At 70.1% G+C, this 14,153-nt stretch carries 13 protein-coding genes; 4 read left to right on the top strand and 9 right to left on the bottom strand.

Features of this window, described 5'->3' with window-relative positions:
• Position 1 precedes the first annotated feature (1 nt).
• From GXW79_RS10290 to GXW79_RS10275, 4 genes are all read right to left on the bottom strand, one after another.
• Positions 2 to 979 carry a tripartite tricarboxylate transporter substrate binding protein gene (locus GXW79_RS10290; protein WP_211874302.1) on the bottom strand — a complete coding sequence of 326 codons (978 nt, stop codon included), beginning with the start codon at positions 977 to 979 and terminating at the stop codon, positions 2 to 4.
• 33 nt (positions 980 to 1,012) lie between these two features.
• Complete coding sequence (locus tag GXW79_RS10285) at positions 1,013 to 2,020, bottom strand: NAD(P)-dependent oxidoreductase (RefSeq protein WP_211874301.1); 1,008 nt, start codon at positions 2,018 to 2,020, stop codon at positions 1,013 to 1,015.
• Between the two features lie 242 nt (positions 2,021 to 2,262).
• Positions 2,263 to 2,469 (bottom strand): hypervirulence associated TUDOR domain-containing protein, encoded by a 207-nt coding sequence (locus GXW79_RS10280; protein WP_211874300.1) that lies wholly within the window; start codon positions 2,467 to 2,469, stop codon positions 2,263 to 2,265.
• 71 nt (positions 2,470 to 2,540) lie between these two features.
• Positions 2,541 to 3,653, bottom strand: a complete 1,113-nt coding sequence (locus GXW79_RS10275; protein WP_211874299.1) for a THUMP domain-containing class I SAM-dependent RNA methyltransferase — start codon at positions 3,651 to 3,653, stop codon at positions 2,541 to 2,543.
• Positions 3,654 to 4,073: 420 nt separating this feature from the next.
• Here GXW79_RS10275 and GXW79_RS10270 point away from each other — a divergent pair, with 420 nt between their 5' ends.
• Positions 4,074 to 4,883: a transglutaminase-like domain-containing protein gene (locus tag GXW79_RS10270; protein WP_211874298.1), complete on the top strand. Its 810-nt coding sequence runs from the start codon at positions 4,074 to 4,076 to the stop codon at positions 4,881 to 4,883.
• 32 nt (positions 4,884 to 4,915) lie between these two features.
• Positions 4,916 to 5,626 (top strand): N-formylglutamate amidohydrolase, encoded by a 711-nt coding sequence (locus tag GXW79_RS10265; RefSeq protein WP_211874297.1) that lies wholly within the window; start codon positions 4,916 to 4,918, stop codon positions 5,624 to 5,626.
• Here GXW79_RS10265 and yghU read toward each other — a convergent pair whose 3' ends face one another.
• The 4 genes from yghU to GXW79_RS10245 all read right to left on the bottom strand — a co-directional run bounded on the left by yghU (position 5,627) and on the right by GXW79_RS10245 (position 9,075).
• On the bottom strand, positions 5,627 to 6,508 hold the full coding sequence (gene yghU / locus GXW79_RS10260) for a glutathione-dependent disulfide-bond oxidoreductase (protein ID WP_211874296.1): 882 nt from the start codon (positions 6,506 to 6,508) through the stop codon (positions 5,627 to 5,629). It abuts the gene before it with no gap.
• A 94-nt stretch (positions 6,509 to 6,602) separates the two neighbouring features.
• Entirely contained in the window at positions 6,603 to 7,586 is a 984-nt protein-coding gene (locus tag GXW79_RS10255) for a substrate-binding domain-containing protein (RefSeq protein ID WP_211874295.1), read from the bottom strand.
• Positions 7,587 to 7,590: 4 nt separating this feature from the next.
• Entirely contained in the window at positions 7,591 to 8,565 is a 975-nt protein-coding gene (locus GXW79_RS10250) for a Bug family tripartite tricarboxylate transporter substrate binding protein (RefSeq protein WP_211874294.1), read from the bottom strand.
• Positions 8,566 to 8,646: 81 nt separating this feature from the next.
• A complete protein-coding gene (locus GXW79_RS10245; RefSeq protein WP_211874293.1) occupies positions 8,647 to 9,075 on the bottom strand; it encodes a PaaI family thioesterase in 429 nt (142 codons plus the stop codon).
• Between the two features lie 131 nt (positions 9,076 to 9,206).
• Here GXW79_RS10245 and GXW79_RS10240 point away from each other — a divergent pair, with 131 nt between their 5' ends.
• The gene (locus GXW79_RS10240) at positions 9,207 to 10,064 is read left to right on the top strand and encodes an alpha/beta fold hydrolase (protein ID WP_211874292.1); all 858 of its coding nucleotides are present in this window, start codon (positions 9,207 to 9,209) and stop codon (positions 10,062 to 10,064) included.
• A gap of 140 nt (positions 10,065 to 10,204) precedes the next feature.
• On the opposite strand, the gene GXW79_RS10235 is transcribed toward GXW79_RS10240, so the two are convergent.
• Positions 10,205 to 10,660: an Lrp/AsnC family transcriptional regulator gene (locus GXW79_RS10235; RefSeq protein WP_211874291.1), complete on the bottom strand. Its 456-nt coding sequence runs from the start codon at positions 10,658 to 10,660 to the stop codon at positions 10,205 to 10,207.
• Between the two features lie 101 nt (positions 10,661 to 10,761).
• Here GXW79_RS10235 and GXW79_RS10230 point away from each other — a divergent pair, with 101 nt between their 5' ends.
• Positions 10,762 to 14,151 carry an indolepyruvate ferredoxin oxidoreductase family protein gene (locus GXW79_RS10230; RefSeq protein WP_211874290.1) on the top strand — a complete coding sequence of 1,130 codons (3,390 nt, stop codon included), beginning with the start codon at positions 10,762 to 10,764 and terminating at the stop codon, positions 14,149 to 14,151.
• The last annotated feature ends 2 nt before the right edge of the window (positions 14,152 to 14,153 follow it).

The following is a 14,153-nucleotide window of genomic DNA, read 5'->3' as shown; positions in this document are numbered from 1 at the left end:
CTCACTGCCAGGGGGTTCGCTGCCAGATCTGCCGGTAGCGCGCGAGCTGCACCGGAAGCTGCGCTTCCCAGGCCGCGCCCGGCAGGTACGCCATCGCGAGCTCGAGCTGGCGCACCCGCTCCGCCCACTCGGGCGTCGCGATCACCTTCGCGATGGCCTGTTCAAGCCGCGTCGCGATCTCGTCAGGGATGCCGCGCGGCGCGCCGAGACCGCGCTCGGAACTCATCAGCACATCAAAACCTTCCTCGCGGAAGGTGGGGACGTCGGGCATCAGCTCCCAGCGGCGCTCGCCCATGCCGGCGATGGCGCGCAGCAGCGGGTTCGTCTCCCCGACCATGCCCATCTCGCCCAGGTTGATGCCGGCAATGTCGATCTGCCGGCCGAGCACGGCGTTACGCACCGGACCCGCGCCCGCGAAGGGCACATGGATGAATTCGGTGCCCGACACTGCCTCGAACAGCGTCAGGCCGAGATGATCATCGGTGCCGATGCCCGAGGAGCCGACGCTGATCGTCCCGGGCCGGCGCTTGGCCGCGTCCACCAGGTCGCGCAGCGAGCGGTAGGGGGAATCGCGGTGCACCACGAAGGCGCTGGGGTCGTCGACCAGGCGCGCGATGAGGCGGATCTGCGCGGTGTCGTAGCGCACCCGGCGCTGGACGCCGAGCGAGACGTAGCCGGGCGTGTTGATGGTGCCGAGCGTGTAGCCATCCGGCCGCGCAGACTGCAGCGCCACGTAGGCGGTCTCGCCGCCGGCACCGGGCCGGTTCACGACGACGAAATTGGCGCCGGGGATCTCGGGCAGCAGCATCTGCGCCAGCGCGCGGACCATCACATCCGTACCGCCGCCAGGCGCGAAGCCGATGATCACCTCGATCGGCCGCGCGGCGGGCCAGGCGGGTTGCGCCAAGGCCGGCGCGGCGAGGGTCGCGACGCTCGCGGCGATGGCGCCGCGACGGGTGAGGAAGGCCTGCGTGCTCATGACGTGGTCTTTCGGGAAAGGACTGCGGGGGACTCAGGGGGCGGAGGCGCGGGCAGCGGCGAGGCCGCCGGGAATCACCACCGCGCCTTCAAGCGCCGGCAGCCGCCCGGCAAGGACGGCGACGATGCTCTCGGCGGCGCCGGTCGCCATGCCCACCGCGCCGCGCGGCGTGTTGGCAGCGAGGTGCGGCGTGGACAGCACCCGGGGATGGCCGCGCAGCGGGCTCTCGACCTCCAGCGGCTCCTTCGCGAATACGTCGATGCCGGCCCAGGCGACGTGCCCGGCATCGAGGGCGGCGAGCAGCGCGGCCTCGTCCACGATGCCGCCGCGGGCCGTGTGGACCAGGATGGCGCCGCTCGGCAGGGCGGCCAGCTCGGCGGCGCCGATCATCCCGCGCGTGTTCGCATCCAGTGGACAATGCAGCGAGAGCACGTCCGAGCGCGCCAGAAGCACACGCAGGTCTTCGACGCGCTCGCCAGGCCCCGGCAGCGGGCCCGGCGGCAGCAGCGGGTCATGCACCGCGACGCGCATGCCGAAGGCCTCCGCAAAGCGCGCGACCTTGGACCCGATCGCGCCGTAGCCGACGATGCCGAGCGATACACCATCCACGTCGCGCGTCATCCGCGAGGTCTTCTCCCACAGCCCCTCGCGCATGCCCGAGGCGACCGAGGGCAGGTCCTTCAGCAGCGCGAGCATCAGCGCCATGGCGTGCTCCGCGACCGAGCGTGAATTCGCGCCCGCGGCCCGCGTCACCGTCAGCCCACGCGCCTCGGCGGCGGCGAGGTCGATCCCGTCCACCCCGGCGCCGTGCCGGGCGATGACGCGCAGCGCAGGTGCTGCCGCGTCCATGATGGTGCCCGTGATGAGGCCCTGGCGGTGCAGCATCGCGATAGGGCGATGTTCGGCGATGGCGGCGAGCAGCTCCGCCTCGCCGGGATAGCCCGACGTGCAGGGCACCGCGTACCCCACCGCCTCGAGCATCGCGACCGCCTCCGGGGCGAGCTTCGCTGCGGTGACGAGGACGGTGGGTTTCTGGGCCATGGTGGCTCCTGCGCCTGTGCGCGGCATGCGGTGATCGGTCGGCGGCGCGGGCGCGTTCATAGCCACGACCCGCGAAAGTCGGCCCGTCAGCGTCCAGGCCCAGGCGAGGACGGTGGCTTAGCCACCACCATCATCCCTTGTCGAGCGATTTCACCATGCGGTCCGCCCCGGCCTTGACCGTGTCGCCGCCCCAGATCAGCGCGGCGGTGAACAGGGCGGGGCGGTCGGTGACAAAGTCCCGACTATTCCTTGGTCAGCGCGCCCGGCTTGTGCGCGGCCTTCGCGCCATTGCCCGTCTCGACGATGAGTTCGGGATTGTCAGGCGAGGCGGCGACCTCGTGGCCCTTGATCCGAGTGCGCTCGGTCACCTTGCGCACCACCTTGCCGTGCGCGGTGCCGCCGTGGCTTTTCCAGCTGACCGCGTCTCCAGGCTTCAACTCCTTGGTCATGCCGATCGCTCCTTCCGTCATGCGATATCGCAACGCGCGAGGTCGCCCATCGTTCCCGCCGATCCTTCCGCTCAGGCCAGCGGGCCAGTCTGGTACAGCGTCACCCGCAACCCGCCATGCGGCACCGGCGGCGTGGTCGGCAGGAAGGGCAGCCCGGTGGCTTGGGCGAGGCGCGCGTCGGAGGCGATGATGCCGACGCGCCAGCCGGCGAAGCGGCGCGTCATCACGTTGCCGAACGCCTGATACAGCGGCAGCAGCGCGGCGCCGTCACCCAGGCGATTGCCGTAGGGCGGGTTCACGATCACCAGCCCCGGCCGGTCGCCCGGTGGCGTGGCGTCGCTGATCGCGGCTTGGCGGAACGCGGTGATCTCGGCCACGCCGGCGCGCTCGGCATTGGCCATGCTCATGGCCACCGCACCTGCGTCACGGTCGCTGCCATGGCAGCCCTGCGGCGGCAGCGGCTCCCGCCTGACGCCGCGCATCCGCGCCCAGGTCTCGGCGTCGAAGGTGGCGAGGCGCTCGAAGGCAAAGGCACGGGCCCGGCCGGGATTGAGGCGCGCGGCGATCTCGGCGGCCTCGATGACGAAGGTGCCCGAGCCGCACATCGGGTCGAGCATGGGCTCGCGCCCGTCATAGCCGCATTGCTGGAGAAACAGTGCGGCCATCGTCTCGCGCATCGGCGCGGCGTTGACCGCCTGCTTGTAGCCGCGCTTGTGCAGCGGCTCGCCCGAGGTATCGACGCTGATGGTGCAATGGTCATCCTCAATGCGCACGCGCACCAGGATGGCGTCCTCCTCCGATTGCGGCGCGCCGAGGGTCTCGCGGATCGCGGTGGCGACGCGCTCGGCCGCGGCACCCGAATGGTAGATGCGCGAGGATGCGCAGGCGGCCTCGACCCGGAACGGCACGTCCGGGCGCAGCACCGAGTCCCAGGGCACGCGCCGGGCGCGGGCATCAAGCTGCGCGAGGTGGGTCACGTGGAAGGCGTCGATGCGCGCCAGCACGCGCCCGGCGCCGCGCAGCCACAAATTCGCCCGCCACACTTCCGGCCAGCCGCCGCGGGTGACCACGCCGCCGGGGACGCCCTTGGGCTGCTTGAACCCCTTGCCGCGCACCTCCGCGCAGAGCATGGCCTCGAGGCCCGGCGCGGTTGCGAGGAAGATGTCGAATTCGTCCGTTGTCATGCTCGTCTTCAGGCCAGCCGGTCGCGGCCGGCACAGCGCGCCTTTAGCACGATCCAACGCTGGGGATGCGTCTGGCACGGGAACTGCTTACATGATCGATCGCTTTCGTGCGTCGCGACAATCCGCGGCCGGCGTTTTCGGCCGCATCTGAAACCAAACCCACGAGCCACGCTTTATCGGCCGGACTGCCCTCCCCTCCTGATCGTTCCCGCCGCAGCCGGGCGGACCGATCCTTGCCCGGCGCGCCGCGGGTTGCCATAGCCGACCGCCGCCCCTTGGAGTGACCGCCTCCCGATCCTCGCCGACAAACCCCTACATGACCCTATGGCGCGCAAGGCGCCGGCCTTGCCGACCAGTTCGCCTGCCGCATCGCGGAACCACGCTCACGAACGCCACCGCCATCCCGAAGGATTACCGCCCATGCGCATCGCCGCCGGCTGCCAGATTACCTACGACTGCGCACAACCCACGCCCATGCTGCTGATGGTGAATCCGCACCCGTCGCGCGAGCCGGACCTGATCGGCCCGGCGGTGGAGCGCTTTGACCCGCCGGTGCCCTCGCGGCACTATTTCGACAGCTTCGGCAATCGCTGCACGCGCATCGTCGCACCGCCCGGGCGGCTTACCATCTCGACCAGCATCCTGGTGAACGATCCCGGCACCCCGGATGTGATCATGCCGGCCGCCTGGCAGCGCCCGGTCGAGGGGCTGCCGGACGAGTTCCTGGTCTACCTGCTGGGCAGCCGCTACTGCGACACGGACCGGCTGTCGGACACTGCCTGGTCGCTGTTCGGCACCGGCGTGCGCGGCTGGCCGATGGTGCAGGCCATCTGCGACTACGTGCACAACCACATCACCTTCGGCTACGAGCATGCGCGGGCGACGCGCACCGCGTCGGAAGCCTTTGAGGAGCGGCGCGGCGTTTGCCGCGACTATGCCCATCTCGCCGTCACGCTGTGCCGCTGCCTGAACATCCCCGCGCGCTACTGCACCGGCTACCTGGGCGACATGGGCACCTTGCCGCCCTATGGCCCGATGGATTTCGCCGCCTGGTTCGAGGTCTACCTCGATGATCGCTGGCACACTTTTGATGCGCGCAACAACACCCCGCGGATCGGGCGCATCCTGATGGCACGCGGGCGCGACGCGACGGATGTGGCGATCGTCACGACCTTCGGGAATTGCATGCTGTCCGGCTTTACCGTCTTCACCGACGAGGTGACCGGCTGACCCATCTCGATCCCGACCCGCCGGCGGCGGCGGTGGAGAACGCCACCGGCGCCGCCGCGCTGCTGCTGGTTTGCGAGCATGCGTCCAACCACATCCCCGCACGCTTCGCCGGGCTGGGGCTGCCCGCGGCGGAGCTGCAGCGCCACATCGCCTGGGACATCGGCGCGGCGGCGCTTTCGCGGCGGCTGTCGGCGCTGCTCGACGCGCCGCTTGTGCTCTCGGGCGCCTCGCGCCTGCTGATCGACTGCAACCGCCCGCCGGGGGCGCCGAGCAGCATCCCGCTGGTGAGCGAGGCGACGGAGATCCCGGGCAATCACGGCCTGCTGCCGGCGGATGTCGCGGCGCGGCGGGAAGCCTTCTTCGACCCGTTCCAGGTGGCGGTGACCCGATGCCTCGATGCGCGCGCGGGCCAGCGGACCACCATCCTGGGCGTTCACAGCTTCACGCCGGTCTTTCTCGGAACGGCGCGCCCCTGGCATGCCGGGGTGCTTTACCGCGAGGCCATCGCATTCGGCGCCCTGCTGCGCGACGCGCTGCGCGAGGACCCAGCCTTGGTGGTCGGCGACAACGAGCCCTACCAGGTCAATCTGGAGGAGGACTACACGGTGCCGGTGCATGGCGATGCGCGCGGTATCCCCGCCGCGCTGATCGAAGTGCGGCAGGATCTGCTCGGCAGCCAGGCGGGCATCGAGGGCTGGGCGCAGCGCCTGGCCGCCATCCTGCGGCGGCCAGGGCTGCTCTGATCACCCGCCGGTGGCGGGCGCGACCTTGTCCTGGGTCTTGCTGTCGAAATCGCTCGCCTCGTGGCGTTCCCAGAGCTGGCCCGCGGGGTCGCCCTGCACGCGGTTGACCATGCGGCCGCGCTTGACGGCCGGACGTTCATGGATGGCGTTCGCCCAGCGCAGCACGTTGGTGTAGCTCCCCACGTCGAGGAATTCCGCCGCGCCGTAGTTCCAGCCCTTCACCAGGCCGCCATACCAGGGCCAGACCGCCATGTCGGCGATGGTGTACTCGGCGCCGCCGAGGAACTCGCTCTCCCCAAGGCGGCGGTCCAGAACGTCCAGCTGGCGCTTCACCTCCATCGCGAAGCGATCGATCGGGTATTCCATCTTGGTCGGCGCATAGGCGTAGAAATGCCCGAAGCCGCCGCCGAGGTAGGGCGCGCTGCCCATCTGCCAGAACAGCCAGGACAGGCATTCCGCGCGCGCCGAAGTCTCGGTCGGCAGGAAGGCATCGAACTTTTCCGCGAGATGCATGAGGATGGCGCCGGATTCGAAGACGCGGATCGGCTTCGGCCCGCTGCGGTCGAGCAAGGCGGGGATCTTGGAATTCGGATTCACCCCGACGAAGCCGGACCCGAACTGGTCGCCCTCGCTGATGCGAATGATCCAGGCATCATATTCCGCACCCTCATGGCCGGCGGCGAGCAGCTCCTCCAGCAGAACGGTGACCTTCACGCCATTGGGCGTGCCGAGCGAATAGAGCTGCAGCGGATGGCGGCCGACCGGCAGCTCCTTCTCGTGCGTGGCACCCGCGATGGGGCGGTTGATGTTGGCGAAGCGGCCGCCGCTGGGCTTGTTCCAGACCCAGACCTTGGGGGGTGTGTATTCGGTGCTGTCGCTCATCGGGATGTCTCCTGTGGGGGGCCTAGGCGTCGCCCTCAGCATGTGGGGCGTCTCGGGCGCTGTCCACGCCCGGCAAGGCGGCCACCGTTGCGGATCAGCCCTCAGCGGTGCCCGGCGCGAAGAGTTCCTCGACCGTGAGAGCGCGGGGCGACAGGTGCTGCGCGAGCGACCAGCGGCACACCGCTTCCAGCGCGGGCCGGTTCGCGGCCACGCCATGGCTCCAAAGGCCGGCGCCCAGCACGGCGCGGGTCTCCGCCCAGGCCTGCTCGAGCCAGGGCAGCATGGTCGGCGCGAAGGAGGCGGCGACGGCGCGCTCCATCTCCTCCAGCGCCATGGTGCGCGCGGCCTGGAAGCCGTCGAGCAGCCGTCGCGCGAGGTTCGGGTCGCGTGCGAGCACGTCGCGACGGATGCCGATGACGTGCATGATGGGGTGCATCCCGGTGCGGCGATGCCACCCCATCTCGGCGGCCTTGGCGTCAGGAAACAGCCGCGCGATGCGCGGGTCGCCGGCAGTGAAGGCAGCGGGCGGGCTCGGCGCAACGATCGCGTCGATGCTGCCGTCCAGCAGCGCGGCGTTCAGTGTCATACCCGCCGGCAGCGGTGCGACGTCCATGTGCGGCGGCATCACGAGCGGCAGCCGCTCCTTCCGCCCCGGCGCATTGGTGCCGGCTGTGCGCCAGGCGATGCGGTCGGTTTCGACGCCATGATCCTCGGCCAGGATGCCGCGCACCCAGAGGCCCAACGTCATCTGGTATTCCGGGATGCCGACGCGGCGGCCCTCCAGCGCCTTCGGATCGTCAATGCCGGCACCCGCCCGGACATAGATCGCATTGTGCCGGAAGGCGCGCGAGACGAAGGCGGGGATCGCAACATAGGGGCTTTCGCCGCGGCCGAGCTGCATCAGGTAGGAGCTGAGCGAGAGCTCGCTCACATCGAATTCGGCGCGGTTGTGCGCACGCGGAAAACTCTCCTCCGATGGCAGCGGGATGGGCAGTAGCGCGGCTCCTTCGACGCGCACGCGGCCATCGATCAGCGGGCGCACGCGGTCATAGGGGAAGCAGGCGAAGGTGAGGTGCACCACCTCAATCGCCCCTGATGCCGGCACGGCCGATCAGGCCCCGGAAGCGCTCCAGCTCCTCGCGGATCAGCTGCCCGAAGGCGGCCGGGCTGCGCGGCGCAGGGTCGGCACCTTCCACCATCAGGCGGTCACGCAGCTCCGCATCGCCGAGGATTCCATTCACCACCTGGTTGATGCGCGCGACGATCTCGGGCGGCGTCGCGGCGGGTGCGACCAGCCCATGCCACTGCACCAGCGCGAAGCCGGGCAGCGCATCGGACGCGGCCGGTACGCCCGGCAACAGTGGCGAGGGCTGCGCCGAGGACACGCCGAGCGCCAGCAGCCGTCCCTCTCGCAAATGCGGCAGCACCACCGGCGCGCCGGCGAAGCTCGCCGCGACCCGGCCGGCGAGGAGGTCCGCCAGCATCTGGCCATTGCCGCGATAGGGCACGTGCACCAGTTCGATCCCGGCCTGGTCGGCGAAGGCGGCCATGGTGATGTGCGAGGCCGCGCCATTGCCCGCGGTGCCGTAGGGGATGGTGCCCGGTGATCGTTTGGCGATTGCCACAAAATCTGCCGTGCCGCGTGCGCCTAGCGAGGGGTGGATGGTCAGCACCGATGGCAGGGTCGCGACCAGCGCCACGGGGGCGAAATCGCGCACCGGGTCATAGGTGATGTTCGGATAGATCCACGGGTTCACCGCGAGCGTGCCGATATGGCCCCACATCAGCGTGTGCCCATCGGGTGCGGCGCGCGCCACCGCCGTCGCGCCCACGATCCCCCCTGCGCCGCCGCGATTGTCCACCACGACGGGATGCCCGCCCAGCGCCTGCTGCAGCTTCTGTGCGATCGGCCGGGCGAGCAGGTCGTTCGACCCACCCGGCGGAAACGGCACCAGGATGGACACCGGGCGCTGCGGCCAGGCGCTGCCCTGCGCGAGAGCCCCGCGCAGAACGGCCGGCGCGGCAAGGAGGCCGGTGACAAGACGGCGCGTGATCATGCCTGCAACACTCCAATACGGATGGCGTGCGCCGGCGCGCCGCACGAGGCGGGTTCAGCAAGGGCCGTGCCGCACATCGCGCTAACGCTGGCCGAGCAGCTTCCACACGCCGTCCGCAGCGAGCACAAGCCGGTCGCCCACCAACAGCTCGCCGCGAATGAAGGCGACGGATCGCGCGATGCGCTCGACCCTGGGCACGCACTCGACGAAATCCCCCGCGCGCGCCGGCGAGACGAAGCGGCTGTTGAGCTGAATGGTTGAGATCGGCACGCGCCCCACCGCCTGCCAGACCGTCAGGCCCAGCATGTCGTCCATGAAGGTCATCAGCATGCCGCCATGCACAACGCCGCCAACATTGAGATGGCGCTCCTCGGCGAGGAAGCCGTAGCGCCAGGCGCCATCGACCTGCTTGGAGAAGAAGGTGCCGAGGAGCACGGGAAAGCCGCGCTCGGGCAGCACGGCCCAGCCTTCCGCAGACGGGTTGAAGGCGGATGGGATGGCGTCGGACATGGGCGAGGGCCTTGCTGCGGCGATGGCGGTCGTCTTTGCCATAAGCCAGGCCAGGGGCGGCGCCAACCGGGCGCTTGTGCACCCCGCGGCGTGGTGCTCTCGTCGCGCCGGGGCAAGCCAGGGAACCTACGATGATCGAGCATAGATTGGTCGAGGCCCAGCCCGGCCTCGTCTTCGACATCTCCGTGGCGGGCGCGGCTGATGCGCCGCTGGTCCTCATGCTGCACGGCTTCGCGGTGTCGCGGCATCTGTACGATGCGCAGTTGCCGGCACTCGCGCAGGCCGGCTACTTCGCCGCCGCGCCAAACCAGCGCGGCTATTCCGCCGGCGCCCGGCCGGACCCGGCGAACGTCGCGCTCTATGACATCGAACTGCTGCTGGACGACGCGATGGCCTTCACCCGCGTGCTGGGTCATGGCGACGGGCGCTTCCACCTGGTCGGGCATGATTGGGGCGGCAGCCTCGCCTGGGAGATCGCGTCGCGGCATCCCGAGCGGCTCGCCTCGCTCACGATGCTGTCCCGCCCGCACCCCGGCGCCTTCGCCCGCGCCCTGCGCGACGATCCCGAGCAGCCCATCCGGTCACAGCACCATAAAGCGTTCCTCGCGCCCGATGCGGTGCCAAAACTGCTGGCCGACGATGCGCGCTGGCTGCGCACGCGCCACGCGGCGAACGGCATCCCCGCGCGGGCGACGGAGAAGCACCTCGCGGTCATCGGCAACCCCGAGGCGATGGAGGCCGCCCTTGCCTGGTACCGCGCGCGCGGCACGGTGCATCGCCCGATCAATCGCATCACGGTGCCCACGCTGTTCATCTGGGGCGACGCCGACGACACCGTCGGGCGCATGGCCGCGGAGGGCACGGCGGATTTCATCGACGCCCCCTATCGCTTCGAGGTGCTGCCGGGCGTGGGCCACTACGCGGCCGACCAGATGCCGGAGCGGGTGAACGCGTTGATGCTGGAGCATCTGGCCCTGCATGGGGCCTGACATCATCCTGGCAACCTTCTTGTATCGCGCGTGTTACCGGAGCGACCCTCAAAGGAGCATGTCCCATGAACAGCATCGTTTACATCGTTGGCGCCGTCGTGATCGTCATCGCGATCCTCAGCTTTCTCGGCCTGCGCTGATCATCCCGGCTCTGCGGAAAACCGTCGCTTCAGCAACCGCAGGGTGAAGCTCGTGCGTGTGTGGCGAATGCCTGGCAGCCGGTAGATCTTCTCGCGCAGCAGCCGCTCGTATCCAGCCGTGCCTCCGACGGCGAGCTTGACGACGTAGTCATACTCGCCCGTCACCAACCAGGCCTCCAGCACCTCCGGCATCGCCGCCACCGCTTCCTCGAAGCGGTGGAGGATGGTGTCGTCGTGCTTTTCCATCTGGATCTCAAGGAACACCGTATCCGGCAAGCCAAGCGCGGCTTGATTGAGCAGCGCGTGGTAGCCCTGGATGACGCCACTCTGTTCCAGCCGCTTGACCCGCGCCCAGCAGGGCGAGGCTGACAGCCCGGCTTGCTCGGCCAGCTCCGCATTGCTCTGACGCGCATCGGATGCGAGGGCGCGGAGGATTTTTCTGTCGATGGCGTCCATCACGGAAGAATGTGCCAAACCTTCGGCAGCGCACAACGGAATTCGGCATAATTTTCGCCTGCTCCGGGTCTAGTCTTCTGCCTGCTGTAGGAGGCCCGGCCATGGGCAGCATCCCTCGCCTTGAAACCACGCTCGACGACCGCTTCGAATCGCGCGGCCTTGCACCGGTGCTGCTCACCGGCATCCAGGCACTGGTGCGACTGCCGCTGCTTCAGCGCGAGATGGACGCGGCGGCAGGGCTGGACACGGCGGGCTTCATCGCAGGCTATCGTGGCTCCCCGCTCGGCGGCTACGACAAGGAATTGGCGAAGCAGAAGCCGCGGATGGATGCGGCGAACATCGTCGTGCGGCCGGGACTGAACGAGGACCTGGCTGCGACCGCCGTCTGGGGCAGCCAGATGCCGGGGCTGCGCGAGCGCGCGAAGCACCAGGGCGTCTTCGGCATCTGGTACGGCAAGGCGCCCGGCGTGGACCGCAGCGGCGACGCGATCCGCCACGCCAACAGTGCGGGCGTGTCGCCCCTAGGCGGTGTGCTGGCGCTGGCCGGCGACGACCCGACCGCCAAATCCTCGACCATCACCTCCGGGTCGGAACATTTCTTCATCGACCTTGAGATCCCGATGCTGGATCCAGCCGATATCGCGGAGGTGCTGGAGTTCGGGCTGAAGGGCATCGCGATGAGCCGTTTCGCGGGGCTCTGGGTCGGGCTGAAATGCGTCGCCGACACGATGGACGCCGCGGCGACGGTCACGATCGACCCGGCGCGCTATGCGACCATCGCGCCAGTTGGTCTGCCCGCGTCTCCAGATGGGCTGCATATCCGTTTGAACGACCACTGGATCGCGCAGGAACGGCGCCAGCGCCATTTCAAGCTGCCGCATGCCGTCGCCTTCGCGCGCGCCAACGGGCTGAACCGGATCATCATCGACAGCCCCACCGCGCGCTACGGCATTGCGGCGCGCGGCAAAGCCTACGCCACGCTGCGCCAGGCGATGACCGATGCCGGCATCACCGACGCGATGGCGCGCGAGGCCGGGCTGCGCCTGTGGAAGGTGGGGCTTGCCTGGCCGTTGGATGCAGAAGCCGCTCGCGATTTCGCCCGGGGGCTGGAGGAGGTGCTCGTCATCGAAGACCGACGCCCCGTGCTGGAGCCGCAGCTGCGCGAGGCGTTGTACAGCCTCGACGCCCGGCCGCGCATCGCCGGCAAGACCACGCCCGAGGGGGCGACGCTGCTCTCCGATCTCGGCGAGCTCGATGCGCCGCAGATCCTGCGCGCCTTCGCCGCGCGCCTGCCCGCGGCGCTGCGCACGCCGCTGCTGGCCGAACGCCTCGCCGCGCTCGACGCATTGAACACGCAGGCGCTGGCGCCGCTGCACAGCCGCGACCCGTATTTCTGTCCCGGCTGCCCGCACAACACCTCCACCCGCCTCCCAGATGGCAGCCTGGGTCTCGCCGGCATCGGCTGCCACTTCCTCGCCACGCGCATGGACCGCGACACCGAACTGTTTACCCAGATGGGCGGCGAGGGCGCGCCCTGGCTCGGCATGGCGCCCTTCGTGGAAGAGCAGCACGTCTTCGCCAATATGGGCGACGGCACCTATGCGCATTCGGGCAGCCTCGCGATCCGCGCGGCCATCGCCTCGGGCACGAACATCACCTTCAAGATCCTGGTCAACGGCGCGGTCGCGATGACCGGCGGGCAGCATACGGAATCCGACACGTCCGTCCCGCGCATTGCCGCCCAGCTGCGGGCGGAGGGCGTTGCGCGCATTGCCATCGTCTCCGATGATCCCGAACGCCATCGCGGCCATGCGCTGATCCCCGTCGGCGTCACCTTCGATGACCGCGCCAATCTCGACGCCGTGCAGCGGGAATTGCGCGCGACGCTGGGTGTGACCGCACTGCTCTACGACCAGGAATGCGCGACCGAGCGCCGTCGCCACCGCAAGCGCGGCACCGCGGCGGCGGCAACGAAGCGCGTGGTGATCAATCCACGCATCTGCGAGGATTGCGGCGATTGCTCGCGCGTCTCGAATTGCCTGGCGGTGGAACCGGTGGAGACGGCGTTCGGCCGCAAGCGCCAGATCGACCAGAGCGCCTGCAACCAGGATTTCTCCTGTCTCAACGGCTTCTGCCCGAGCTTCGTCACGCTGGAAGGCGCCGAGCCGGTCAAGCCGGGTATGCCCGCGGCGGGCGCGGCGTTGCCGGACCCGGCGCCGCTCGCGCTGCGCGACGGGGCGTGGAACATCCTGCTCGCCGGCGTTGGCGGGCAGGGGGTGACCGCACTCTCCGCCATCCTCGCCGAAGCCGCGCATCTGGAAGGGCGCCCGGTGCGCTCCATCGACCAGCTCGGCCTCGCGCAGAAGGGCGGCGGCGTCTATGCGCAGTTGCGCCTGGGCGAGGCTGGTACGGCGCCGGAGAGCCTGCGCGGGCCGCGCATCGGGCAGGGCCAGGCGGACCTGCTGATCGCGGCGGACATGGTGGTGGCGCATGGGGCGAGCGCGCGGCCCCTGTTGGCGGCGGATCGTTCCGTCGCGGTGGTCAACACCGCCATCGCGCCGACCGCGCAATTCGTGCGCGACACGACCACGCGCTACGATTCGGCGGGGATGCGCGCGAGCCTGGCGGCGGCGACCCACGACCTCATCACGATGGATGCAACGAAGCGCGTGCTGGGCGATCTCGGCGATGCGATCTTCGTCAATGTCTTCCTGCTCGGCGTCGCGTTCCAGCGTGGGCTGGTGCCGCTCACGGCCGCCTCGATCGAGCGGGCGCTGGAGCTGAACGGCACCGCCGTGCCACGCAACAAGGCGGCCTTCGCCGATGGCCGCGCGGCCGCGCTGGAAGCGCCCGCCGAGCCGGAGGCACCGCAGACGCTGGATGCGCTGATCGCGCATCGCGCAGCCGACCTCGTGGCGTATCAGAGCGCGCGCTACGCGGGCGGGTACACGGCTTTTCTCGACAGCATCCGGCCCCATGCCAGTGAGGCCGTGCTGCGCGCCGCCGCGCACCAGCTGCACCGCCTCATGGCCTACAAGGACGAGTATGAGGTCGCGCGCCTGCACCGTGACCCGGCCTGGCAGGCGAGCCTCACCGCGCGTTTTTCAGGCACGAAGCGCGCCGTGCTGCACCTCGCACCGCCGATGCTCGGGGGCGAGGATGCGGAAGGCCGCCCGCGCAAGCGCGCCTTAGGGCCGTGGATGCTCCGCGCGATGGGGCTGCTGCGCCACGGCAGGGTCCTGCGCGGGACATGGGCGGACCCGTTTGGCCGCACCGATGAGCGCCGCGCCGAACGCACGCTGCCGGGCGAGTTCCGCACCGGGCTGGAAACCCTGCTGGCACTCGGCCCGGATGAGGCGGCGCTGCTCGCCTGGATCGAGGCCTGGGGCGGCATCCGCGGCTATGGGCCGGTGAAGGCGGAACGGATAGCGGCGGCGCGGCTGCGCATCGCCGCCCTCGACAGCGCGATGCGGCAGGCCAGGGCGGCGTAAAG

The organism is Plastoroseomonas arctica, from assembly GCF_018128965.1.
Taxonomy (GTDB): domain Bacteria; phylum Pseudomonadota; class Alphaproteobacteria; order Acetobacterales; family Acetobacteraceae; genus Plastoroseomonas; species Plastoroseomonas arctica.
This window is presented reverse-complemented; position numbering and strand designations above follow the sequence as displayed.